The organism is uncultured Aquitalea sp. (genome assembly GCF_945957525.1).
Taxonomy (GTDB): Bacteria; Pseudomonadota; Gammaproteobacteria; order Burkholderiales; family Chromobacteriaceae; genus Aquitalea.
On record NZ_CAMFLA010000008.1, the window covers coordinates 17,505 to 42,699 of the forward strand.

Consider the following 25,195-nt stretch of genomic DNA (forward strand, 5'->3'; position numbering starts at 1 on the left):
CTGTCATCGAGGGATAGATACCACTGGTATTACATACTATTCGTATCCTGAGGAGGATACTCATGAATATATATACCATGGCCAAAAGGCGCTGTTGCTGGGTTGAATTGTGGATGTGCCATATCGGCTGAATCCCTTGTGATTACTGCATTCCGGGGGCCATCTTGTGGCCAATTTGCTCCGTTTGGATTGCGGATTTCACGTTAAAAGTTACGTCATCTTCAGTTCCTTTTGGGGTAGCTATACCAGCAGGCCAGGCGCAGGTGTGCCGGGGTCTAGCAGACGCGAGGTGGTGTGGTACTACAGGCGCACGAAAGCGCCGCATTGGTTTGCGGACGCACTCTGGTGTTTGGATTGGGTGGTGCTGTGCGGCGGATGCGCGATGGTTGGATGACTGTCAGCGTTTGCGGTACATGACCGCATGGCGATTGAGGCGTTTGCGCCCTTCTTTGCTCTCCCTTGCCTTGGCATCGGCTTCCGCATTGACCTTGTTCTGTCTGTGACCGTTCCAGAGCATGATGCCGCCCAGGAGGAGAAGAATCATACTTGTGATGGCCATGTGGTGTCTCTTCGCTAGGATGACGGAACTAAACTACTTCCGCTTCGTTTGTAAAGCACGCCCACTTGAAAAGTCAAGCATCGGGATGGGGAGTCTGCTAACTACGGCTCGGCAAAAAATCGTTGAAATCCTGCAAGTCACAATTTTCAGCGAGATGCTATTTTAAGCGTATCTCTTGCTTGGCAAGTCTCCGTAGAATCAAGGTTGTAAGGTGCTAATCCCATTGTTGGCTGTTTCCGTTTCTCGCAAAATCTGCCAATTTCGCGTTGTTTTTTCAAGGTTTTCAACTTGGATGTAGTGGTGGTGATGCCCTCTGAATTTCCTTGTGTATCTCTTTTGAGCTACCCCTTGTATCTCATTTGAGAGGGGTGGTATCTCTTTTGAGCTACCCCTTGTATCTCAATTTGAGATGGGGGTATCTCATTTGAGCCACCTCTTGTATCTCATTTGAGCTACCCCTTGTATCTCATTTGAGAGGGGTGGTATCTCTTTTGAGAGTCCTTGTGTATCTCATTTGAGAGCCGCGGGGGGCTCTGGTGGATTGCAAACAAAATCGCCTGTGCTGCCTATCCGACTCCAGTTCGAGCAGCGGGCGGTCGTCGCAAATTCAAAATATCTGGCGATGCCGCGCTGAGTGTGTTGTTCTTCGGTTGGGTGCGGGCCTTTCAACTGTGTGCGGAGTTTAGTGTCGAGCCATTTCCGCGTAGTAGGGCGGCAATCTCTTTGATGCACCATTGCAGGCGGCCATAGACGCGGATGGGGCGCAGTGCTCCTTTGTCGTAGCAGGACCACTTCCGCAAGGTCTGCGGCTTGCGGTTCAAGAGGGCAGCCGCTTCTTCTGTGCTGACAAAGTCTCGAGTGGTTGCGAGTGCGTCAAGGTTTGGGGTTGGGGAATTGGAGCTGCGTTGTTTCTCCATATACTTTCCTTTTTTATGTCAATGACATTTTTGGGGCGCAAAGGACTGCGTGCCGATTGCTGTTACACAAGTGGCTCAGAGGCTGTGCACGAGATGGGTTTTTGGGAGGCCTGCGGGTGGTGTACGTCAATGACGCAAACGCTGAAGTTCCGATGTGAGTCGGAGTATCAGTGCAGACGGGTTGTATGCAGAGTGTGAGTCAAGCCCCCGAGGAGGGGGCGCTGTTGCATTTATGTAGCCACTATACACCATAATTTGAAATTTGTCAAGATGTGCTTGACGTATTATTCTTTTTATGAGTCATGGCGAGCGATCGCTTAATTCTGAGTTTCCTGTGTGACCAAGCGGAGGCCTGGCTTGCCTGTTTCGGTTGAGGGTTGCTCGATTCCAGCTTGCTCCAGAATCCATCTTTCAATCCGAGAGTGCCAGAGCCGTAATAGGTCCAGAGGGCGGCGGCGATAGTGTTTCTCAGCGGTTGCACTGGGTTTGTGGCCTTGGAGTTGCGCCACTACGCCTATTGGACACTCCACCCATTCGGCTAGCGTGCCGAACGAGCGGCGGAGACCGTGCAATGTCAGATGGGGTAGGCCTGCCATCGTAAGTGCCCGGTTGTGAGCATCTCGCGGATCTTGAATGCGCCCGGAAGCGGCACTGGGGCTGCTAAACACCCATTCGTTTCTGCGAGGTAGGCTGGCAAGAAGAGTGGCGATATAGGGGGTTAAGGGGATAATACGTTCGCCGTCCACTTTGTCCGCGATACGTAAGCTGTTCCATTGAAAATCAACATCTGTCCAACGAAGATCCGCTAGCTCCTCACGGCGTGAGCCGGTCAGCAGCAGAGTTTGCAGGTAGATGCCGAATACGGGAGGGAGCAGGCGAACCGCACTGAACCAGATGGCTAGTTGCTCGCGTTGAAGGCAATCGTCCTTGGCTCTGGGCTTGGCGACTTTGTGGCGAACCTTCTTGGATGCGTGTGCTCCTCTAGGCACTAGTCCGATGTACTCTGGTTGCTCGTTGCACCAGTTCAAGCAGGCTCGCAGCATTCGGAAGGCGAGGGCCGTTACGGTGGGCCTGCTGGTGTTCTCTTCCTCCACCCATGTTGCCAAGCGGTCTGCGCTTAGCTCGGATAGTTTGACGTCTAATAAAGCTGCGAGTGGTCCGGGGATGGTTGTTTTCGCCTTGGCTCGTGTCCGTGGTTCACCCCCACGATGAGCTAGGCGCTCATGTGCCTTTAAGTGTGTTGTGCTCCATCGGATGGAGTTTGCTTTGATGTAGTGCTTCCATGCGTCGGCAAGGGTGGTGTCTTTGCGTGCCTCTTCGGCCTGCTGACGAACGCTCTCGGCCTTGAGTGCTTCTTTGGCCCGGCGTGGGTCTATACCTGCGTCGCAGAGGGATTGCAGGCGACGTGCTTCTTTTCTTGCGCTGTTTTCAGTGCTTCGCGTTGGCGCATCAAGACGCCAAGTATTCACATCGCCAATCGTCATGCGGAACTGCTGGTCAAACACGTAGCTTTGGAAGATGTAGCTTTTGACCCCCTTCTGTGTCACTCGGATGCCAAGGCCTGGGGCTTCCGTATCGTAATGGTATGCGGCGGCCTTGCCTTCGCTGCTGAGCTTGTCAATACGGTCGAGTGTAAAATTGAAAGTTGCCATTTGTGGTTCCGAACAAGTCGAATCAGGAGGTGGAGAGTCGCTGTGTACTTGTAGTGTACTTGTTTTGAGTCGATTTCGGTCAACGGAAAGTAACTCAAGAATTATTGAAAAAACGATGAAGCCCTTGTAGATAAAGAGTTTAGTTGAGTTTTATCAATTGGCATCAACGTGATGGAATGGTTTCTCTGTGAGACTCATAATCCTTTGGTCCCGGGTTCGAGCCCCGGAGGGCCCACCAAGGAAATCAAGGACCTGTCGCGAGAGCGGCGGGTCCTTTTCTATTTCGGCTGCCGGCTTGATACCGGCCGGCCGTGCTCGGACTAATCCGCATGATAATTGCGCAGACACCCGGCCATAGCCGGCCCCTTCCGCGATAGACTTGGCTGCAGTTCGGCAGGCTCGCAGCATCAAGCATGCCGGTTGTCCGTCTGGTCTTTTTCTTCGGCTTGCTCATGACTCAATCCTCTGAAACCCGCGGCATGTTGCTCGGGCTGGTTGGTGTGCTGATCTTCAGCCTCACCTTGCCGATGACGCGCATTGTCGTCGCAGAACTTCCTCCTTTGTTGAATGGCCTGGGCCGCGCGCTGGCGGCGGCGCTGCCTGCCGCCTTGTTGCTGGCCTGGCGCGCAGAAAAACGCCCAACCCTGCCTCAGCTCAAGAGCCTTGCCGTGGTGGCGCTGGGTGTGATTGTGGCCTATCCGGTGTTTTCGGCGTTGGCCATGCAGAGCTTGCCCGCTTCGCATGGCGCTGTCGTCAACGGTTTGCAGCCTTTGCTGGTGGCAATCTATGCAGCCTGGCTGTCAAAGGAGCGGCCGTCTCCGGGCTTCTGGGTGTGCGCAGTGGCGGGCAGCGCGTTAGTAGTGGCCTTCGCCTTGCAGGCCGGTGATGGCGCTTTGCATGGCGGGGATGTATGGATGCTGGCGGCGGTGGGCCTGGGGGCGCTGGGCTATGCCGAAGGCGCGAGGTTGGCGCGGCAGATGGGTGGCTGGCAAGTGATTTGCTGGGCGCTGGTGGTGTCGGCTCCGGTATTGATGGTGCCGGTAGCCAGCTTATCCTGGAGCCATCATGCGGCGCACCCGGAGCCGGTGGCGCTGAAAACCTGGCTCGCGTTCGCTTATGTAGCCCTGTTCTCGCAACTGATCGGTTTCTTTGCCTGGTATGCCGGGCTGGCGCAGGGCGGCATCGCCAGGGTGGGTCAGGTGCAGCTGCTGCAGATTTTTTTCACGCTGGCGTTTTCCGCGCTGTTTTTTGGTGAAGAAGTGGCGTCTTATGCCTGGTTATATGCGTTGGGGGTGATTATTACCGTTGTGCTGGGCAAGCGCGCGGCTGTTCGGTCCTTGAGGCCTCAGCCGCGCTGAAGCGATTGACGCTAACGAGAGGCCTGCCAGTCTTTGGCAGGCTTTTTTATTGTGGATGGCAAGCTGGTGGGGTGCGGTTTGGCGTCGCTCACTGCGCGGCGAGGCCAGGAAGGGTAATACCTGCTTTTTGTCCGCAATCTGTGCGCTACACTGTACTAACAGACAGTAATTGCTAGAGCGGTGGCACCGCCTGCGCTTGTCATGCTGTGCATTTATGATGATGCCGGGACGAGAGCGGGGGAGCACCGTTGCGGCAGTGAAAATACATAACGAGGATGGGTCGCCGGGCGAAGGCCGGGCGGCGTTTGCAAGGGGCGGTAAACGTGTCGCGGGGAAAAACAATTCGCCTGATGCTGGTGTTGTGCGTGCTGATACTGGCCTGCGGCGGGGTGTCGGCCGAAGCGCTGCTGCGCGTGCTGGCTTGGCCAGGCTATGCCGATCCGGACGTGGTGAAGGCGTTTGAGCAACGCTACAAGGCCCGGGTGGAGGTGACCTTCGTTGATTCGGACGAGGGGCTTTGGTCGCGCATGAACGCTAAAGAAGGCCCGCGTTTTGATGTGCTGGCGGCCAACACCGCCGAAATGCAACGCTATTACGCGGCCGGGTTGCTCAAGCCGCTTGATGCGACGTCGTTGCCAAACCTGGCCCGGCAATTGCCCCGTTTTCGCCAGCGTCAGCGCATCCCGGGGCTTGAGCAGCTGGGAGTGCTCTATGCCGTGCCGTTTACCTATTCCACCATGGGCATCATTTACGACAAGCGGCAGTTCGCCTCGCCGCCGGACTCGATGAATGTGCTGTGGGATCCGCGTTTTCGCCACAAAGTGCTCGACTTCAACGGCGGGCAGCACAATTTTTCCTTTAGCGCGCTGGCCTCTGGTATCGAACATCCTTTCCGCTTGAGCAATGACGAGCGCGCCCGGCTGACTCGCCGCCTGATTGATCTGCGCCGCAATGTGCTCACTTTCTACAATCTGCCGGAGGAAGCGACCGAGCTGTTCGTGCGGCACAAGGTTGCGGTGATGTTTGGCAATTATGGCACCCAGCAGCTCAATTCCTTGCGACGAGCCGGCGCGGATGTGGGCTACGCGCTGCCCAAGGAGGGCGTGCTGGCCTGGCTGGATTGCTGGGCCATGACGCGCTTCGCGGCGGATCCGATGCTGGCCCAGCAGTGGATCAACTACATGCTGGAGCCGTCCGTGAGCAGCTTGCTGCCCAAACGACAGGGATTGGCCAATACATTGGTTGAAAGCGAGGATCTGCAGGACAAGGCCAAGGTACTGTGGCTGCAGCCGGTGGAGGATGCCGGCCGGCGGGAAGCGCTGTGGCAGCGCATCATGGCGGGCGACCGCCCGGGGAGCTTCTGATGCGCTCCAGCCTGTTGTTCAAGCTGGTGCTGCTGTTGGCGGTCATCGGCATTCTCTCCTCCGGTCTGACCGGTTACTACGTCTACAGCGCCAATCGCGCGCTGTTGGTGTCGGCGGCGCAAGCCACGCTGATGGGAGCGGTCAAGGATCTTAATCGCCGGTTGGGCATCTCGGTGGAGCAAGCCACTGAGGATGTGCTGATGCTGTCGCGGCTGGTGCAGGTGGACCGGGCGCTGAGCATGCCGGATGGTCCGGAGCGCGAGCGCGCCAAGGACGAGCTGGCTCAGGCCTTTGCCTCCATGCTGGCTTTGCATCCGGAATACTTGCAGGTGCGTCTGATCGGCTCTGCGGACAATGGTCTGGAGCTGGTGCGGATGGATAGCGCCGGCGGGTTGACGCTGCGCGTGGCTGGCGACGCCCTGCAGGAAAAGGCCCACTATCCCTATATGTTCGACACTTTGGCCCTGCCTGCCGGTCAGGTGTATCAGTCGGCCATCACCGTGAACCACGAACGCTCTTCTCATGATGCGGAAGGGGTGCCCAGCATCATGCTGGCTACGCCTCTGCCACGTCATGACGGCCAGCCGGGCGGGTTGGTCGTGATCAATGTGGATCTGAACAAGTTGATCGGCCCTGTGCGCGCTGACTTGCCCCGCGGCTATCGTTTTTATCTCGCCAATAGCTGGGGGGATTTTCTCGTTCATCCCGATCCGGGCCAGACTTTCGGTTTTGACCGCGGGCGGAGGGTGTTCATGCAGGACAGCTTTCCGGCGGCCAAGCCCTTGTTCGAGCATGGTGCCAATACTCAGGTCGTCAACGGGCTGGATCAGCCTGAGCTGGCGCCCGGCAGCATCATGGCCTTTGTCCGCCAGCCGTTTGGCCTGGGCGTCGGCAATGATTTTCTGGTAACCGGGCTGGTGGAGCCGCTGGACAGTGTGCTGGCGAACGCCCAGCCGCTGGGATTGCGCATCATGCATATCGTGCTGGCCTGCAGTGTCATCGCCATCCTGCTGGCGGTGATTTTTGCCCGCGCCTTGCTGCGGCCCATCAACACCCTGGCGGAGGCGGCGACCCGTTTTAGCGATACGCGGCAGCACCAGCCGCTGCCGGTGGAGCGGGATGACGAAATTGGCGTGTTGGCGCGTAATTTCGACAGCATGCAACGCCAGCTGCACCAGCACATGGCGAATCTGTACGACAACCAGCGCGAGCTGGACTATCTGGCGCATCATGACGCGCTGACCGGGCTGGCCAATCGTTCGCTGTTTTTCCAGCGGCTGGAGCAGCGTCTGGCCGGCGTCGCGGGCGATCAGCGCGCTTTTGCTGTGTTGTTTGTCGATTTGGATCGTTTCAAGGACATCAATGACCGTTTCGGTCACGCGCTGGGGGATCAGGTGCTGCAGATTGTGGCGCGCCGATTGCTGCACGGCGTGCGCAGCAGTGATGTGGTGGCGCGGCTGGGGGGCGATGAATACCTGGTCTTGTTGTCGGGCATCGCCTCTGAAACGGCGCTGGGCGAGTTGCTGGACAAGCTGATGCGCAGTATCGGCGAGCCGATTTCAGTGGATGGCGTCAGTCTGAATGTGGGCGCCAGCATCGGCTACAGCTTGTATCCGCGCGACGGCGATAACGCGGAGGATCTGGTCAACAGAGCCGACCACTCGATGTACCGCGTCAAGGCCATGCATCATCAGACCAGCTGAGCCAACGGCCTTCGGCCAACCTTGCGCGGGCGCACTCAGGCTGGCGTGAGCATGTGCAGATACTCGGGATTGCAGGCAGAGTCCTGGCCTCGAGCAATGTCGAAACAACGCGCGCCGCGCTCCTTGGCCAGATCGACCAGTCCAGGGTCCAGCCGGCCGCTCGTAGCCTGTCGATCCAGTTCGGCGATGACCGCTTCCAGCGGCATGCCTTTGCGGTAGGGGCGGTCCTGCACCAGCGCTTGAAACACATCGGCTACCGCAATCAGTCTGGCCTCCACGCTCAGGTCGCGTTGACGGGGATGAAACGGATAACCGCCGCCGTTGATGCCTTCATGATGGTAGGCGGCCCAGTGGGCAATCTCGTCCAGTCCGCGGATGTGCCGCAGGATTTCGTAGGTTTCAAAACTGTGCTGGTTCATGATGGAGCGCTCGGTATCGTCCAGCGGGCCTTCCTTTTCCAGAATGCTGTCCGGCATGTGTAGTTTGCCCAGATCATGCAGCAGCGCGGCGATTTCAATTTTCAGGCAGCGCTGCTCGGAGAGGCCGTAGGCCGAGGCGAGATACTTGGCCAGATCGGCGACGCCCACCGAGTGGCGGGCGGTGAACGGGCTCTTCTGATCCACTACATAGGCCAGGATCATGGATAGCTGGCGCAACTGCGCCAGTGTGAGTTGATGTGGTGTTTCCACCTGCCCCATGTCCCAGGTGTAGCGCTGGATGTGGCGGTCTTCCAGCGCGATCCAGAAGGCCTCGGAACGGTGCGCCTGCTGCAGCGCATCCACCAGTTCCGGGTCGAACAGCGTGCCGCTGTGCGCGCGAGCCACATTGTCGACGATCTCGTCGCGCGTCAGCAGGATGTCGCTGTGGTAGTGGGGCAGTGCGCGCACGTCGATCCGGTCGGACAGGAAAATCAGATTCGCCATGCGGGCGTCCTGGCGGCTGAGCGGCAGTTGGCGCAATTGCTGCCAGTGGGTGTGGTGGTGCAGCACCGGCAAGGCGAATTTGGCCAGCGGTTCGAAATCCTTCAGCAGGCGGTAGCCGATTTCGCAGTGGATATGGGCATCGTGCCAATCAAAATAATTGGCCAGATTGGCGTGCATCTGCGAGGTGGATACGCCGCAATCGTGCAGCAGCCCCAGTTCGAAGGCGTAGCGAAGGTCTTCTTCGCTGAAGCCAAGCATCTGGCCGATCTGGCAGGCGATATAGCCCACCCGCTTGCCGTGATGGGTATCGTTCATGCCCACCAGCGACACGGCGTTTTCAATGGCCAGAATCATCTGCCGCAAATCAATGCACAGCGCGCTGTCGTCCAAATCGCTCTCCCTCCATTGGCTGCAGGCCGCTTCATGTTTGCGGCTTTCATTTCTTTGTAGCTGCTCCGGCGCGATTCATCGCCGTGCGCGAGTCCTGTTGTGATCAGGATCAGACAGGACGCTCATGCCGGCATGCTTGTGCAGACAGCAAAAAGCCCTGCAAGGCAGGGCTTTGGCGCGAGGTCGAGGCGGGGGTCAGCCGATATCCAGCTTGCGGATCACGGTTTCAAACGCTTGCGCCGCGTCTTTCCATTGCGGGTTGGTGAATTTTTCCGCGCGCACGATGGCCTGGCAGGCTGGGCAGTCATCCTGGCGGTCATCCACCGAGCCCTGCGTGGGGCAGTTGGCGCGGTTGATGTGTTTGATTTCGCCGGTGGCGATGCGGATCAGATCCTCGATAACGGTTTTTGCATGCTTGTCCATGACTTGTCTCCTGTTGGGGGATGATGCTGACCACCCGGAGGCGGCCCCGCGCGGTGGCGGGCCGGATAAGCCCGCCGCTGGCGACAGGATGATGACCTGTCGCACGCCATCAGCATGCTGGCGCGCTGAACCGTTGCGGATAGTCGCCAACATACTGTGTTTTTGTCTGACAGAAGTTTGCATAAATCAAGCTTTGTTCATTCTTCTGCGATCGCGCGGCGCAGTAAGTCCGGAAAGGCGGCAGACACTGATCCATACTGCAGCAAAACAGGCGGTGACCAGTCGGGGGGCGGCATGAACAAGGACGAGGCGGAGGTGGACAAGGCGCTGGCGGTGGATCTTTTCCACCGCAGCAGGGTGTCCGCAATGGTGGCTTTGCTGGGCGTGATGGTGACGGCGCTGCCGCATTGGCAAGCGCAAAGCCGTCTTGTGGGCATCTGGGCGGCGGGGATGGGCTCGCTATTGTGTTGGCGCATGCTGCATGCCAGTTGGGCGCTGGTTGCCGGGGACGAGGGCAGGCTGCGCTTTGTGCGCGGCGAGGCCATCCTGTGTGCGCTGACAGGCTTGGGCTGGGGAGCGATGCTGTATCTGTTCGACAGCGGCGGCATGGATGCGCTCTATCATTTGCGACTGATGATTCTTGCCACCGCCATCGCTTTCATCATGTCCACCTTATCGTCCAACCTGTTGGTACTGACCGCCTATGTCGCTCCCATCGTGTTGATGCTCGCGGTTTTTGTCCTGACGCACGACTATGTCCAGCCCAAGGGTGTCTTGCTGCTGAGCTTGCTGGTGTTTGTCGGCATGATCGGCGTGGTGGGGCGTTCGGCCAACCTGCGCTCGCGGGCGGCGGCCTCCAGCAATCTGGCGGTGCTGCGTTTGAGCGAGGAGCTCAACGAGCGGCTGGAGAAGGAGCGCGAGCTGAGGGAGTCGCTGATGCGATTGGCGCGCACTGACGAGCTGACCGGTTTGCTCAATCGTCGGGCGGTGATGGGGGAGCTGGAGCTGCAAATCGCCCGGGCACAGCGTTATGGCGGCGCGCTGGCGGTGCTGATGATGGATCTGGATCACTTCAAGGCTATCAATGACGAGCATGGCCATGCAGCCGGCGATCTGGCGCTGAAAGAGGTGTCTGCCGCCTTGCGGGAGGTGTCGCGCCGCACGGATCTGCTGGGGCGGGTGGGCGGCGAGGAATTTCTGGTCGTGCTGCCGGCCATGGCGCCGGAGGCGGCGCTGGTGGCTGCCGAGCGCTTGCGCAATGCGGTGGCGGGATTGCAGGTGACGTGGGAAGGCAAACCGCTGCAATTGAGCCTGTCCATTGGTATTGCCTTTCATCGGGCGGAGGACGTGGCGGACAACCTGCTTCGTCGCGCGGACGATGTGCTGTATCAGGCCAAGCATCTGGGGCGCAATCAGATACGCGTGGCGGTATAAGGCCGCCGGCAGGCGGCTTTCTCAATGTTTTCCCGATGGGATGATGAAAAACCAGCGGTCTTGTGCAGCGCCGGTCTGGTTGGCGTTGACAGGGCTTGCCTCGCCTAGATGTGTGGCTGGCCGTTGCCGGGCACGGCTTGTACGCCCACGGGCCGGCCAGCGAGGGAGTTTCATCTTATTGACTGCGGATAGGTAGTTTCACTTAATCGTGAACTCTTTTTGCATGCCTTGGTCTTTCGTTAAGTGCTGCACTTATGGACAGGCAACAGGCAAGACCGGCGTGGTCACTTGCTGTCATTTGGACGATAGACACCAGCTTCATGTCGGTCTTGCCTGTTGTTTGTTCGCAGACTGTGCCATCCCCATGGCGAGGACTGATCTTTCCAGTCAGGCGGTTTCCCCAACCGCCGCTCCAAGCCCCTGCCGGAGGGGTGAAAGAACCGGCCTTACTCTTCTGGTGAGATATTTCCCGCCCGCGCTGTCCCGCGGGCGTTTTTTTTCCCGCTTTCCAGTCGGTTTTCCAAACGGGTTTTTGGTCTTTTGTTCGGAAATCCGAATCACGATTTTCTCTTGATGTTTTTCAACCATACAAATCAAAGACTTACTGTTTGGTTTTGTGACGTTTTCCTGGCACGTTTCCTGCCATAAGCGGGAGGCTCGTTGCCGGTTTTGCGACCGGACTACATTAGGAGAACCTGCTTGAAAACCAATAAGATTACGTTGTGGGTGCTGATCGCTCTCGTGCTCGGCATCACCGTGGGCTACTTCTGCCACGCCAACATCACTGACGCCAAGCAACTGAAAGACGTTGCCGGCTACTTCTCCATCCTGACCGATGTGTTCCTGCGACTGATCAAGATGATCATCGCGCCCCTGGTGATGTCTACGCTGGTGCACGGCATCGCCAGCAGCGATTCCCGTTCCGTGGGTCGCGTCGGCCTGAAGGCCATGGCCTGGTTCCTGTGCGCCTCGCTGGTGTCGCTGTTCCTTGGTCTGTTCTTCGCCAACCTGCTGCAGCCGGGCGTGGGTTATAACCTGCCGTTGCCGGATGTGACCGCTACCAGCGGTGTGAAGGCTTCCGCGCTGAACCTGAAGGACTTCATCACCCACATGTTCCCCACCAGCTTCTTCGATGCCATGAGCAAGAACGAAGTGCTGCAAGTGGTGGTGTTCTCGGTGTTCTTCGGCGTGGGCATCATCACCTACAAGGGTGAGAAGCCCACCTTCCTGATCAAGGGTCTGGAAGAGCTGTCCAACATCATGCTGCGCATCACCAATATCGTGATGATGTTTGCGCCGCTGGGCGTGTTCGGCGCCGTGGCCTCCACCGTGACCACCGAAGGCCTGGGCGTGCTGACCGTGTACGCCAAGTTCATGGGCAGTTTCTACCTGGCCCTGTTGACGCTGTGGATCCTGATGATTTCCGGCGGTTACGCCTTTGTCGGCCGCAAGATCTTCGCCCTGCTGAAGATGATCCGCATGCCGCTGATGCTGGGTTTTGCCACTGCCAGCAGCGAAGCCGCCTATCCGCAACTGCTGGAGCAACTGGAACGCTTCGGCATCAAGGAGAAGATTTCCGGCTTCGTGCTGCCGCTGGGTTATTCCTTCAACCTTGACGGTTCCATCATGTACACCTCGTTCGCCGCGCTGTTCATCAGCCAGGTGTTCCATGTGAACCTCACCCTGACCCAACAGATCACCATGCTGCTGATCTTGTTGGTAACCAGCAAGGGCATCGCCGGTGTGCCGCGCGCGTCGCTGGTGGTGGTGGCCGCCGTGCTGCCGATGTTCAATCTGCCGGATGCCGGCATCTTGCTGATCCTCGGCATCGACCACTTCCTGGATATGGGCCGTACCGCCACCAATGTGCTGGGCAACGCCATTGCCACTACCGTGGTGGCCGGCTCCGAAGGCGAGATCGACCGCGAAGCCGCGATGCAGAATCCGGTGTTGGCCGAAGACCGGGTGTAAGAGGCAGCGCAACAGATACAGAAGAGAATGCCGGCGGTCGCGCCTTCAGTCGGAATCGACTGCGGCGCTGCCGAACCGGTGGCGGTTGGACTCCGGGAACGACATCCCCCAACCCGCCTCCGCCAGGAGGCAGTCAAAGACGGGCCGTGACGGCTTGCCGGTTTGAAGTCTGCCCCCAGACTTTGATCCGGTGCAGCCAAGGGACGGTCCTGAAAGCCCGGAGTCGCAGCCATGATGGTTTGTCCCGCTAGCGCATCCGCCCGGTCCCTCTCGACAGGGCTTGGCCAACCCGACCGCCGGAAGAGCGGCGGGTATCCCGGGCGCGATGCGAACAAACCGTCAATAAGCAAGGCCGGGCATAGCCCGGCCTCTTTTTTTGCCTTGCTCGCCGCCGTCCGGCAGCGCGGCGTTAGCCTTGCTGCAGTCCGTATTTCTTCAATTTGTCGAACAGGGTGGTTTTAGCCACCTTCAACGCTTCGCTGGTGCGGCTGAGGCTGCCGCCCTGACGGCGGTATTCTTCCGCGATCAGCGCGCGCTCGAAGGCTTCCACCGTTTCAGCCAGCGGCAGCGCCTGGCTCAGGTGGGCGGCTTCGGACAAGGGCGTGCGGATGCCCAGCACATAGCGTTCCGCCACATTGCGCAGTTCGCGCACATTGCCCGGCCAGTCGTAAGCCAGCAGCGAGGCTTGCTCGTGGGCTTCCAGTTGCGGCGTGGGGCGGTCGAAACGGGTGGCGGACTGCATGAGGAAGTATTCGAACAGCAGCGGGATATCCTCGCGACGCTCGCGCAGCGGCGGCAAATGCAGGCTGACCACGTTGAGGCGGTAGTAGAGGTCGCTGCGGAAGTGCCCGCTGCCGCCCATGGCCTTGAGGTCAGACTTGGTGGCGGAGATTACCCGGCAGTCCACCGGGATGGGGGTGTTGGAGCCCAGTCTTTCCACTGTGCGTTCCTGCAATACGCGCAGAAGCTTGATCTGCAGCGGCAGCGGCATGCTTTCGATTTCGTCGAGGAACAGCGTGCCGCCGTCCGCGTATTCGATACGGCCTATGCGGCGTTTGCTCGCGCCGGTGAAGGCATGAGCCTCGTGGCCGAAGATCTCGCTCTCAAACAGGCTTTCTGCCATGCCGCCGCAGTTGAGGGCGACAAAGTTGCGACTCTGCCGGCGGCTGATGTCATGCAGGCAGCGAGCCACCAGTTCCTTGCCAGTGCCGGTTTCGCCGTGGATCAGCACGTTGGCCGAAGTGTCGGCCACGTCGGCAATCATGCGGCGCAGGTTTTCCATGGCCGGGGAGCGGCCGATCAGGCGGGAAGCCAGGCTGTTGCGGTCTTCCAGCTGGCGACGCAGGCTTTGCACCTCCAGGCTCAGCCGGCGTTGTTCCATGGCGCGGCTGACTACATCGTGCAGTCGTTCCGGCGAGAAGGGCTTTTCGATGAAGTCGTAGGCGCCGTCTTTCATGGCTTGCACCGCCAGGCTGACGTCGCCGTGGCCGGTGATGAGGATCACCGGCAGGTCGGCGTCGCGCGCGCGCAGTTGGCGCATCAGCGCCATGCCGTCCTGGCCGTGCAGGTGGATATCGCTGACCACCACGCCGGCAAAGCCCGGTTCGATCAGCGTCAGCGCCTGTTCGGCGCTGGCGACGCCCGTTGTTTGCAGGCCCTCAAGCGCAAGCGCCTGCTCGCAGCCCATCAGTACGACCGGATCGTCCTCGACGATTACCACTTGCATGCCATCAAACATGGCTTTGTTCCTCTGTAGCCTGGGGAAGGCAGACGGTGAACAGCGCGCCGCCTTCCGGATGATTGTCGGCGCTCAGACTGCCGCCTGTTTCTGTAATGATGCCGGCCGACAGCGTCAGCCCCAGCCCGAGGCCGATGCCGGCGGGTTTGGTGGTGACGAAGGGCTCGAACAAGTGTTCGCGTACGCTGTCGCGCAGGCCGGGGCCGTTGTCGCGGATGGTGAGCACTACCTGGCCGTCGGCCAGCCAGCCATTGATTTCGATCAGCGGATCGGGCCGGCCTTGCAGCTCGTCCAGGGCGTTGGCAAGCAGGTTCACCAGCACCTGCTCGAAACGGTTGGGATCGCAACGGGCCTTCCAGCTTTCCGGTTGCCCGTGGCGCAGGATGCGGGTGTCGGTGTTCTGCAGCCGGTTGGCCAGCAGCAGCAAGGCGTTGTCCAGCGCGCGGCTGACGTCCACCACGCCGACGCTGGTGGTGGATTTGCGCGAATAGGACTTCAGGGCGCCGGTCAGCTCGCCCATCTTGTCCACCAGTTGGCAGATGGTATTGAGATTGCTGCGCGCGGTGTCGGGTTGGCCGCGCTCGAGAAACTTGATGGCGTTGCCGGAGAGGGTGCGCAAGGCGGCCAGCGGTTGGTTTAGCTCATGCGCCATGCCGGTGGCCAGCTGGCCTAGCACCGCCAGCTTGCCGGCCTGCACCAGATCGTCCCGGGTTTGCCGAAGGTGTTGTTCGGTGCGAATGCGTTCCTGCACCTCGGCTTGCAGTTGCAGGTTGGCGTGAGAGAGGTCGGCCGTGCGTTCTTCCACTTTGCGCTCCAGCTGCTGATAGGCCTGCTGCAAGGCTTCGCGCGCGGCCAGCTTGTCGCGCAGGCGGCGACGGCGCTCGTTCAGCCAGAGGATGGCGGTGGCGCTAAAGGCGGTGAGCAGGCCGGCCAGCGCGGCGCGGTTGTACGCCAGCTGGTAGACCGGGTCCAGGCTGGAGAGCACGGTGAGCTTCCAGTTGGACACCGGCAACAACTGTGACTGGCCTAGCATGTCGCGCGGGTAGGCTAGGCGTCGCCAACTGGCCTTGGCCGGTTCGGTAACACGCCAGATGCGGCTGCCGTCATCCAGCTGGCGGCGCTCTTTCAGGCCCAGCTGGCGCAAGGGGATGCGGTTGTACTGGCGATTGCGGTCGAAGGCGTCGCGCAGGGCGTCGCTGAAGGGGTGCAGGGTGCGGAATTTCCAGCCGGGCTCGGTGGCCAGAATCACCACATCGTTCTGATCGGACACCATCACCGTGGTCTTGCTCTCGCGCCACAGTTTTTCCAGGTAATCCATGTTGATCTTCACCACGGCCACGCCAATGATGCGGCCGCGGCTCAACAAAGGCTCGGACAAGTAGTAGCCGGGTTCGCTGCGGGTGGTGCCCACGCCGAAGAAGCGGCCGGGGTGCCCGTCCATCGCCTCGGTGAAGTAGGGGCGGAAGGAATCGTCCTCGCCCAGATAGCTGTCCGGACTGTGCCAGTTGCTGGTGGCCAGTACGATGCCGGTGGTGCTCATGATGTAGATGGCGCTGGCGCCGGTGCGCTGGCTCAGACGGTCCAGATAGTCGTTGGCGGCCTGGCGTTCTTGTTCGTTGCCAGGCTCTCGCAGCAGGCGGTCCACATAGGGGGACAGCGCCAGCAGGCTGGGCAGGCGGGCGTAGTGGCCGATTTCGCTGTCCAGGCTGTTGGCGTACATCTCCAACCGCTGCGTGGTGCTATTGCGCAGATCGGTCAGCGAATCGTCCACGCTGGCGCGGAAGGCGCTGATGCCGGCAATGATCATCAGCACCAGAACCAGCAGGACCCGGAGCAAGGTGCGCAGTTTCAAGGTGGGGAGGCGTCCGCAAACGGTTGGCTGGGGCGGCCGCTAAGGGGCCGGAGGCAAGCCGTATTGTAGCAAGTCTTGTTCCGGCTCAGGGGTTTGCCGAAGCCGCCTCGCTCTGTGCCAGCGTCTGGCGCAGCAGTGCGGCGAATCGGTCCACCAGCTCTGAGGCGGGCCGGTGCAAGGGGCGCACCAGCTGTACGGTAAAGGGGATGGACACTGTCAGCGGCCGCACCGCCACGCCTTGCCCGGCAAAGGCGGCGGCGCTGAGCGGGTTGACCACCGCCAGCCCCACGCCTTCGCGCACCATGCAACACACCGAGGCGGCGCTGTGGGTTTCCAGCACCATATGACGCTCCACGCCATGTTGGCCGAAGAGCCGGTCCAGTTGCTGCCGGTAGATATCGCTGGCGGAAAGGCTGATGAAAGGCTGGTCGTGAAAATCGGCGGGGGATAGCCGCGGGCGGGCAGCCAGCGGATGGCCAGCGGGCAGGATGGCCACTTCATCGGCGCAGAATACCTGCTCGATGCGGGTGCCTGCCGGCGCGTGGTGGCTTTCGGTCAGGCCCAGATCATGGCGCTGGGCCGACAGCCACTCCTCCAGCAGCGGCGACTCCTGCGGCGCGATGTTGAGCGACACCCTGGGATGCTCGGCCAGAAAACGCTGGCAGACGCCCGGCAGCACCGCTTGCGAGAACATCGGCAGGCAGGCCAGCGACAGGCTGCCGTGTTCGAACTGGCGGATGGCGCGCGCCGCTTCGGCGATGCGGTCCAGCCCCAGATAGGCGCGCCGTACTTCTTCAAACAGTTGCAGCGCTTCGGCCGTGGGGCGCAGCCGGCCGCGCACGCGCTCAAACAGCGTGAGGCCGGTAAGTTGTTCCAGCCGGGCCAGTTCGCGACTGACCGTGGGCTGGGAGGTGTGCAGCAGGGTGGCGGCGTCGGTGACGCTGCCGCTGGTCATGACAGCGTGGAAGATTTCCACGTGGCGCAGGCTGAACGGCGACATGGCAGGCTGGAAAATGAGAGTCGGGTCATATCATAAATGAAAGATGTGACTATAAATTGATATTTTATTTTTGCCGTGGGCTGCGTCACCATCGATACATCATTGAATCAGGTGTCCGCCATGAAAACTTTCTCCGCCGCCCAGCTGGCCGCGCTTGCCCATGAATACGGTGCTCCGCTGTGGGTATACGACGCCGCGGTCATTCGTGAGCGCATCGCCCAGCTGTCGCGTTTTGACGTGATCCGCTATGCGCAAAAGGCTAACTCCAACACGCACATCCTGCGCCTGATGCGCGAGCAAGGCGTGAAGGTGGACGCCGTGTCGCTGGGCGAGATCGAACGCGCGCGCCAGGCCGGTTTCCAGCTGGATTCGGGCGAACCGTCCGAGGTGGTGTTTACCGCCGACGTGTTGGATCGCGCTACGCTGGCTGTGGTGGTGGCGGAGCGTATTGTGGTCAACGCCGGCAGTATCGACATGCTGCGCCAATTGGGCGCCGCATCGCCCGGCCACAAGGTGTGGCTGCGCATCAATCCGGGTTTTGGCCATGGCCACAGCCAGAAGACCAATACCGGCGGCGAAAACAGCAAGCACGGCATCTGGCATGAGGATCTGGACGAGGCGCTGGCGGTCATCGATCAGTTCGGTCTCAAGCTGGCGGGCATACACATGCACATCGGCTCCGGCGTGGATTACAGCCATCTGCAGCAAGTGTGCGGCGCGATGGTGGCGCTGGTGAAGCGCATGGGGCGCGACATCGAAGGCATCTCCGCCGGCGGCGGCTTGTCCATCCCCTACCGCGACGGCGACAGCCGTATCGACACCGAGCACTATTTCTCGCTGTGGGACGCGGCGCGCAAAGAAGTGGAAGGCCTGCTGGGCCATGCCGTGCGGCTGGAGATCGAACCCGGCCGGTTCCTGGTGGCCGAATCCGGCGCGCTGGTGGCCGAAGTGCGCGCGGTCAAGAACATGGGCAGCCGCCATTTCGTGCTGGTGGATGCCGGTTTCAACGATCTGATGCGCCCGTCGCTGTACGGCAGCTATCACGCCATTTCCGTATTGACGCCCGAGGGCGTGGAGAAAAGCGGCGCGGTGCCTACCGTGGTGGCCGGCCCCTTGTGTGAATCGGGCGATGTGTTCACCCAGCAGGAAGGCGGCGTGGTGGAAAGCCGCGATCTGCCGGCGGCGGACGTGGGCGACTGGCTGGTGTTCCATGACGCCGGTGCTTACGGCGCCACCATGTCCTCCAACTACAACAGCCGCCCCCTGTTGGCCGAAGCGATGGTGGATGGCGGCGCTGCCCGCTTGATCCGTCGCCGCCAGACGATGGCGGAATTGCTGGCGCTGGAAAACGTGTAAGCGCCTTGCAGATGATTGACAACCGATTGCTCGCTTTCTGGTGAGAATGCGAGGCGCCCTTGCCGGGCAAGGGCGGGGGGATGGGGAAGAAATGGAAGGCTGCGGAATCGCTAAGTAAGTCGGAAGGCCCGGCTTTGCCGGGTTCTGCTTAATGTCATCCAATGACTGTGCCTGCAGCAAAAAAAGCCGCTCGGATGAGCGGCTTTTTCGTATCGGCAAGCGGAGCGCTTACATATTCATGTTGTTGATGACGAACTTGACGCCCGGCACCTTCTCGGCGATCACGCCGGCTTTGTACATTTGCTGGTCATCAGACATCTTGCCGTCGATGGTGACTTCCTGTTTTTTGCTGCTTACTTTCAGGTCCAGGGCTTTTAGCTCCGGATCGGCGTCCAGGGCGGACTTCACGTTCACGGCCAGTTGTTCGTCGGTTACCGGCGCGTCTTCGGCGTGAACGATGGCCGGCAGAAAGGCGGCTTGCAGTGCGAGGGTGGCCAGCAGGGCGGAACGGGCGAAAATGCGCTTCATCTGAATGATCTCCTGAAAACAAGCGGCGTCATGGTCGGCGGCTGCGATGGGCCTGCCGGTTATCTCGATTGGATGGCAGCATGGTAGCGAGCTTTGTTTGCATTTTTGTTGCGAAACCATGAAGCGTCCCGTCTTGCGTGCGCGGGTGTGTCTTTCCGGCAGAACTCGCGGCTTGCCGGACTGTCCGACGCCTTCACCGCGACGTGCAGCCGCGCGGCTGCCGGGTTAACATGGCGGCTTGCCGTGCGCAGTTGCGCCGCATCTCTAAGCACCTTCCGTCCGCAAAGCCCTGATTCATGCTCAAACGCCTTCTCATTCTGTTGCCACTGCTGTGGCTTGCCGCCTGCTCCACCTCCACGCCGCCGCTTGGCGAGAGCGGCGCGCCTGCGCAGCAGGGTAGTCCGGCCAGCCTGCCCGCCTGGAACGAGCAGCCGGTGGGCGACACCCTGCAGGCCTTGTTGCAAAGCTGCCGCGTAACGGGCCGCAAGCCGCAATGGAGCACGGTCTGCCAGGAAGCGGCGCGGTTGCCGGTCGGCGATGCCGCCGCCGTGCGCCGTTTCTTTGAAAGCCGTTTCAACGCCTGGCGCGTACGCGACGGCAGTACCGACAGCGGACTGATTACCGGCTATTACGAACCGCTGCTCAATGGCAGCCGTCAGCGCAGCGAACGCGCTCCCTGGCCGGTATACGGCGTACCGGCGGATTTGCTGTCGCTGGATTACCCGGCCAGCTTGCGCGGTCGCAGTGTGCTGGTGGCGCGCAAGGCTTCGGCCAACCGCTTGCAATTGCAGCCCGGCAAAACCGTGGCCGGCGCCGGAGAGATTGAAGTGCGGCCGGCTGATTTCACCGTCGATGCCCGCACCACGCGACTGAAGGGCCGGTTGGAAGGCAATCGCCTGCTGCCGTATTACACCCGCGCCGAGATCGAGCAAGGCAAGGGCGTGTCCAGCGCGCCGGTGCTGGCCTGGGTGGAGGACCCGGTGGAATTGTTCTTCCTGCAGGTACAGGGTTCAGGCCGCATCCAGCTGGACGACGGCAGCTTCCTGCACGTGGGTTTTGCCGAACAGAACGGTTACAACTATCAGTCCATCGGCAAGTGGCTGGTGGACAGGGGCGAGCTGACGCTGGCCAACGCCTCCATGCAGGGCATTCAGGGCTGGCTGAAGGCCAATCCGAATCGCAGGCAGGAGCTGTTCGCCGTCAATCCCAGCTATGTGTTCTTCAAGGCGTTGCCCGGCGGCGACAGCGGCCCCACCGGCGCGCTGGGCGTACCCCTGACCGGGGGCTACAGCATTGCGGTGGACCCGCGCTACATCCCGCTGGGCACGCCGGTGTATCTTTCCACCACTTTGCCGCTGAGCCAGCAGCCGCTTAACCGGTTGGTGCATGCGCAGGATACCGGCAACGCCATTCGCGGCGCGGTGCGGGCCGACTTCTTCTGGGGTTATGGCGCTGAGGCCGGCATGTACGCCGGCAGAATGAAGCAGACGGGCAGCCTGTGGATGTTGTTGCCCAAGGGCGTCACCCCGGCCATGGCCTCGGCACAGTAAGAGCCGTAAACAAAACCCCTGCCCCTGCCTTTCGCCTGCTTGTCGTACACCGGGTACGGGCTGTGGCGGCAGGGTCTTCACAAGTTTGTGTCAGCGGCGCCAAGCGCCGCCGGCAAAGGCAGGGCTGGGTGTTTGACGCTGTCGGTCCCGGGGGCGGGTCGACAAAAATCAGGTCATACGGCATTGCCGGCGGCCATTTGTCGCTGCGTGGTTCGGCGGCGAGTCAAAACAATAAACGGATACGACATGCGATCTGCATTGATGCTTCTCCTGTTGGCGGCTGGCCTGACGGTCGGCTGCTCCCGCCATGAGGGCGGCGACGCCAAACCCGGCAAGGCCGCCGCTTCCGCCCCGGCTGCGCGTGAGTTGGCCGAAGCCGATGTGGTGGTGGCCAAGGCAGGCGCGTTGGCTGACATGCTGCCCTTTACCGGCACGCTGAGCGCGCCCTCCAGCGCCAGCATCGCCGCCGAGGTGGAAGCTCGGGTGAAAGAAGTGCGGGTGCGCGAAGGCGAGCGGGTGAGTAAGGGCCAGGTGCTGGCAGTGCTGGACGCGGAAGCGCTGGATCAGTCGGTGTCCGAGCAGGAAGCCCAGCTGGCCAACAACCGGTCCCGCCTGCAGTTGGCCAAGATCAAGCTGGACAAGCAGCGAGAGCTGCTGCAAAAGGGCTTCATCTCCCAGTTGGCTTTCGATGAGGTGCAAAGCGACTACACCGTGCGCGCCGGCGAGCTTAAAGCGCAGGAAACCCAACTGGCGCGCGCGCGCCGTCTGCAGGCCGACAGCGTGGTGAAAGCGCCCATCGACGGCGTGGTGTACGAACGCAAGATCAATCCGGGCGAAGTGGCGGCCAAGAACGCCAAGCTGTTTTCCGTGGCCGACCTGCGCGAACTGGAAGTCAGCGCCAGCGTACCTTCGCAACGCGTGGCGCTGGTCAAGCCCGGCATGACGGCGCGCTTCACGGTGGAAGGGCAGGCGCAGGCCTACAGTGGCTTGGTGGCTCGCATCAATCCGGTGGCGCAAAGCGGCACCCGCAGCTTTACCGTGTTCATCCGGGTGGAGAACCCCGACGGGCGGCTGAAGGGCGGCTTGTTCGCCAAGGGCGGCATCGTGCTGAGCGAGATCGCCGGCCAGACCCTGCTGCCGCAGAACGCCGTGCAAGACCCGGAGGGCAAGCCCTGGGTGATGGCGATCGAGAAAGGCCGGCTGGTGAAGCGTCCGGTGCGGATAGCGCTGTTGTCCGAAACCGAGCGCGTGGCGGCGGTGTCCGGCGTCAGCCCGGGCGAACCGGTGCTGGCGGCGCGCCTGCTGGGCGTCATCGCCGGCGAAGCGGTAAGCTTGCCGCCGTCGGTTCGCTGAGGAACGCGTCATGTGGCTTACCCGCGTCAGCGTCCGCAATCCCTATTTCGCCACAGTCCTGATGATGGCGCTGCTGGTGCTGGGCTTGTTCGCCTGGTATCGCTTGCCGGTGGAGGAGTTTCCCGACATCCGTTTCCCGGTGGCGGTGGTCAGCACCAGTTACGGCGGCGCATCGCCGGAGGTGGTGGAAAGCGAGGTCACCCGCCCGCTGGAAGAGGCCATCAATACCATCAACGGTATCAAGCACATCCGTTCTTACTCGTTTGAGGGCAATTCCACCATCGTGGTGGAGTTCGAACTGAGCGTGGACCCCAATGCCGGCGTGCAGGACGTGCGCGACCGGGTGGGTAGCGTGCAGGGGCGCTTCCGCCGTGAAATCGGCACGCCGTCGGTGTCGCAGTTCAATCCCAATGACCAGCCTTTGCTGTCGGTGACCTTCAGCTCGCTGGAGGCTACGCCGCGCGCCATGACCACCTGGGTGGAAAACACCCTCAAGAAACGCATCCAGACCGTGTCCGGCGTGGGCGAAGCACGGGTGGTGGGCGGCGTGAAGCGGCAGATCCGCATCGATGTCGACCCCTACCGGCTGGAGTCTTCCGGCCTGTCGCTGCAGGAAGTGGCCGACGGCATCCGCGCCGCCAATCGCGATTTTCCCGCCGGCGCCTTGAGCACCGCCGCCAGCGAGCTGAGCATTCGTGTGGCGGGCAAGCTCAAGTCGCCGGATGATTTCGCGACGCTGGTGATCGGCTATCGCCACGGCAACCCGATCCGCTTGGCGGACATTGCCAGCGTGGCTGACGCGGAGGCGGAAAAAAGCAGTATCTCGCTGATCGACGGCAAGCCCGGCGTCAGCATCGACATCCGCGCCGCGCGCGGCGCCAATGTGGTGGAAGTGGCGCACGGGGTGAAGCAGGTGATCCGCGAGATGGAAAAGCAGATGCCGCCAGGTACCCATGTGCGCTACACCTACGACAAGTCTGAAGAAGTGCGCAAGTCGCTGGCGGATGTGGAGGCCACCTTGCTGGAAGGCGCACTGCTGACCGTGCTGATCGTGTTTCTCTTTCTGGGCAGTTGGCGCAGCACCGTCATCACCGGCCTCACCTTGCCGGTCTCACTGGTGGGCACGCTGTTTGCCGTGCAGGCGCTGGGTTTCACGCTCAACCTGATGACGCTGATGGCGTTGTCCTTGTCCATCGGTCTGTTGATCGATGATGCCATCGTGGTGCGGGAGAACATCGTCCGCCACGCCAATATGGGCAAGAGCCATTTCCAGGCGGCGCTGGATGGCACCAACGAGATCGGCCTCGCCGTGCTGGCCACCACCCTCACCATCGTGGCGGTGTTCCTGCCGGTAGGTTTCATGAGCGGCATCATCGGCAAGTTTTTCCACCAGTTCGGCCTCACCGTCACGGTGGCGGTGCTGATTTCCATGCTGGTGAGTTTCACGCTGGACCCGATGCTGTCTTCTATCTGGCCGGACCCGCATCATCACGGTGACCGTCATCGCGGACCGCTGGGCCGCATGCTGGACTGGTTCGAGGGTTCGCTGGACCGTCTGGCAGAAATCTATGTCAAGGTCATTCGCTGGGTGCTGGGTCATCGCAAGACGGTGCTGGCGGCTGCGCTGTTGTTGACGGTGGGTAGCTTCATGCTGGTGCCGGTGGTGGGCGGAGAGTTCATGCCCCGGCAGGACAAGGGCAAGTTTGCGCTCTCGTTCAAGACCGCACCGGGTTCATCGCTGGAGTACACCGAAGGCAAGGGGCTGGAGCTGGCCGCACTGATGCGCCGCCTGCCCGCCGTACAGTCGGTCAGCATGACAGCGGGCGACGGCAGTTTCGGCAGTGGCAAAACCGACGGCCGGCTGGTAGTGGATCTGGGTGCCAAACGCGAGCGGCAGGCCAATCTGTTCGACGTGATGCGCCAAGCGCGGCAGCAAGCCGGGCTGGTGGCCGGCGTTGACATCCTGTCGGTGGAGGAGCTGGGCAAGGAAGGTCCGGGCGGCAAGCCGGTGAACATTGGTCTGCGCGGCTCTGATCTGGCCTTGTTGTCGGCCACCGCGGACCGGCTGATGGCCGAGCTGGGCAAGGTGCCCGGCGTCAGCGACATGCAGAGCAGCCTCAACGACGCCGACCCCGCCATCAATCTCACCGTGAAGCGCGACGCCGCCGCCGGACTGGGCGTGGATCTCAGCCGCGTGGGCAATACGCTGTCCATGCTGCTGGCGGGCGAAACGGTCAGCACCTGGGAAGCGCCGGACGGTGAGAACTACGACGTGCTGTTGCAGATTCCCAAGGAGTCGCGACGGCGCGAGCTGCTGGACGTGTTGACCGTGGCCGGTTCGGCGGACGCCAATGGCGTGGCCAGCATGGTGCCACTGTCCACTGTTACCCAGCTGAGTCGCGGCCTCAGCCCGCGCCAGATCGACCGGGTGGATTTGCTGCGCGAAGTGACCATCACCGCCAACATCGCCGGGCGCGATTCCGGCTCGGTGTTTGCCGATATCGCCAAACTGACCGACAGCTTCAAACTGCCGACCGGGGTGGTGCTGGCGCAGGAGGGCGAGCGGCGCGACATGGAGGAATCGCTGGGCTACGCCGTGCAGGCGCTGGCGATGGGCGTGATCTTCATCTACATGATTCTGGCGGCGCAGTTCCGCAGTTTCACGCTGCCCATTTCCATCATGATGGCGCTGCCGCTGGCTTTCGTCGGTGTGTTTGTCGCCTTGCTGGCCTTTGGCTCCACGCTCAATATGTTCTCGGTGATCGGCATCATCATGCTGATGGGCCTAGCCTCCAAAAACGGCATTCTGCTGGTGGATTTCATCAACCATTCTCGCCGCGAAGGCATGAGCCGGGAGGACGCCATCGTCGAAGCGGGGCGCGTGCGGTTGCGTCCCATCATGATGACCAGTCTGGCCATGATTTTCGGCATGCTGCCCATGGCTTTCGGCAGCGGCGACGGTTCGGAAACCCGCGGGCCGATGGCGCACGCCATCATCGGCGGCATGATCACCTCCACCGCGCTGACGCTGATTGTGGTGCCGGTGGTGTACAGCTATCTGGACAGTTTCAGGCTGTGGACGCGGCGCAAGCTGGGTGGTAGCGCGCAGACCTAGGCGGTTCGG

At 61.3% G+C, this 25,195-nt stretch carries 17 protein-coding genes; 9 read left to right on the plus strand and 8 right to left on the minus strand.

Annotation, left to right across the window (positions count from 1 at the left end; translation table 11 throughout):
• Positions 1-397 precede the first annotated feature (397 nt).
• Together Q0P52_RS09240 and Q0P52_RS09245 are read right to left on the minus strand one after the other, a co-directional pair.
• Positions 398-559, minus strand: coding sequence for a hypothetical protein (locus tag Q0P52_RS09240; protein ID WP_293761026.1), 162 nt, complete (start codon positions 557-559; stop codon positions 398-400).
• A gap of 1,234 nt (positions 560-1,793) precedes the next feature.
• Positions 1,794-3,128: an integrase family protein gene (locus tag Q0P52_RS09245; protein WP_293761029.1), complete on the minus strand. Its 1,335-nt coding sequence runs from the start codon at positions 3,126-3,128 to the stop codon at positions 1,794-1,796.
• A gap of 452 nt (positions 3,129-3,580) precedes the next feature.
• Here Q0P52_RS09245 and Q0P52_RS09250 point away from each other — a divergent pair, with 452 nt between their 5' ends.
• The 3 genes from Q0P52_RS09250 (at position 3,581) to Q0P52_RS09260 (ending at position 7,553) form a co-directional block, all read left to right on the plus strand.
• Complete coding sequence (locus Q0P52_RS09250) at positions 3,581-4,486, plus strand: DMT family transporter (RefSeq protein ID WP_293761032.1); 906 nt, start codon at positions 3,581-3,583, stop codon at positions 4,484-4,486.
• Positions 4,487-4,809: 323 nt separating this feature from the next.
• Positions 4,810-5,850 carry an extracellular solute-binding protein gene (locus Q0P52_RS09255; protein WP_293761035.1) on the plus strand — a complete coding sequence of 347 codons (1,041 nt, stop codon included), beginning with the start codon at positions 4,810-4,812 and terminating at the stop codon, positions 5,848-5,850.
• Positions 5,850-7,553: a diguanylate cyclase gene (locus Q0P52_RS09260; protein WP_293761038.1), complete on the plus strand. Its 1,704-nt coding sequence runs from the start codon at positions 5,850-5,852 to the stop codon at positions 7,551-7,553. Before Q0P52_RS09255 ends, Q0P52_RS09260 begins: the two co-directional genes overlap by 1 nt.
• A 35-nt stretch (positions 7,554-7,588) precedes the next feature.
• Here the strand turns inward: Q0P52_RS09260 and Q0P52_RS09265 are convergent, their stop codons facing one another.
• Both Q0P52_RS09265 and Q0P52_RS09270 read right to left on the minus strand, forming a co-directional pair.
• On the minus strand, positions 7,589-8,866 hold the full coding sequence (locus Q0P52_RS09265; protein ID WP_293761041.1) for an HD domain-containing phosphohydrolase: 1,278 nt from the start codon (positions 8,864-8,866) through the stop codon (positions 7,589-7,591).
• 195 nt (positions 8,867-9,061) lie between these two features.
• A complete protein-coding gene (locus tag Q0P52_RS09270; protein ID WP_293761044.1) occupies positions 9,062-9,289 on the minus strand; it encodes a hypothetical protein in 228 nt (75 codons plus the stop codon).
• A gap of 294 nt (positions 9,290-9,583) precedes the next feature.
• Here Q0P52_RS09270 and Q0P52_RS09275 point away from each other — a divergent pair, with 294 nt between their 5' ends.
• Together Q0P52_RS09275 and Q0P52_RS09280 are read left to right on the plus strand one after the other, a co-directional pair.
• Positions 9,584-10,723, plus strand: coding sequence for a GGDEF domain-containing protein (locus tag Q0P52_RS09275; RefSeq protein ID WP_293761047.1), 1,140 nt, complete (start codon positions 9,584-9,586; stop codon positions 10,721-10,723).
• Positions 10,724-11,422: 699 nt separating this feature from the next.
• Positions 11,423-12,694: a dicarboxylate/amino acid:cation symporter gene (locus Q0P52_RS09280; RefSeq protein WP_293761050.1), complete on the plus strand. Its 1,272-nt coding sequence runs from the start codon at positions 11,423-11,425 to the stop codon at positions 12,692-12,694.
• Between the two features lie 409 nt (positions 12,695-13,103).
• On the opposite strand, the gene Q0P52_RS09285 is transcribed toward Q0P52_RS09280, so the two are convergent.
• From Q0P52_RS09285 to Q0P52_RS09295, 3 genes are all read right to left on the minus strand, one after another.
• Entirely contained in the window at positions 13,104-14,432 is a 1,329-nt protein-coding gene (locus Q0P52_RS09285; protein ID WP_293761053.1) for a sigma-54 dependent transcriptional regulator, read from the minus strand.
• Positions 14,425-16,284: an ATP-binding protein gene (locus tag Q0P52_RS09290; RefSeq protein WP_293761056.1), complete on the minus strand. Its 1,860-nt coding sequence runs from the start codon at positions 16,282-16,284 to the stop codon at positions 14,425-14,427. The genes Q0P52_RS09285 and Q0P52_RS09290 overlap by 8 nt, the downstream gene beginning before the upstream one ends.
• An 85-nt stretch (positions 16,285-16,369) precedes the next feature.
• A complete protein-coding gene (locus Q0P52_RS09295) occupies positions 16,370-17,284 on the minus strand; it encodes a LysR family transcriptional regulator (RefSeq protein WP_293761059.1) in 915 nt (304 codons plus the stop codon).
• 120 nt (positions 17,285-17,404) lie between these two features.
• Here Q0P52_RS09295 and lysA point away from each other — a divergent pair, with 120 nt between their 5' ends.
• The gene (lysA, locus tag Q0P52_RS09300; protein WP_293761060.1) at positions 17,405-18,640 is read left to right on the plus strand and encodes a diaminopimelate decarboxylase; all 1,236 of its coding nucleotides are present in this window, start codon (positions 17,405-17,407) and stop codon (positions 18,638-18,640) included.
• A gap of 228 nt (positions 18,641-18,868) precedes the next feature.
• On the opposite strand, the gene Q0P52_RS09305 is transcribed toward lysA, so the two are convergent.
• The gene (locus Q0P52_RS09305) at positions 18,869-19,168 is read right to left on the minus strand and encodes a BON domain-containing protein (protein ID WP_293761062.1); all 300 of its coding nucleotides are present in this window, start codon (positions 19,166-19,168) and stop codon (positions 18,869-18,871) included.
• A 296-nt stretch (positions 19,169-19,464) separates the two neighbouring features.
• On the opposite strand from Q0P52_RS09305, the gene Q0P52_RS09310 reads away from it, so the two are divergent.
• The 3 genes from Q0P52_RS09310 (at position 19,465) to Q0P52_RS09320 (ending at position 25,186) form a co-directional block, all read left to right on the plus strand.
• On the plus strand, positions 19,465-20,718 hold the full coding sequence (locus Q0P52_RS09310; protein WP_293761065.1) for an MltA domain-containing protein: 1,254 nt from the start codon (positions 19,465-19,467) through the stop codon (positions 20,716-20,718).
• A 246-nt stretch (positions 20,719-20,964) separates the two neighbouring features.
• Positions 20,965-22,071, plus strand: coding sequence for an efflux RND transporter periplasmic adaptor subunit (locus Q0P52_RS09315; RefSeq protein WP_293813704.1), 1,107 nt, complete (start codon positions 20,965-20,967; stop codon positions 22,069-22,071).
• 10 nt (positions 22,072-22,081) lie between these two features.
• Positions 22,082-25,186 carry an efflux RND transporter permease subunit gene (locus Q0P52_RS09320; RefSeq protein WP_293761071.1) on the plus strand — a complete coding sequence of 1,035 codons (3,105 nt, stop codon included), beginning with the start codon at positions 22,082-22,084 and terminating at the stop codon, positions 25,184-25,186.
• Positions 25,187-25,195 lie beyond the last annotated feature (9 nt).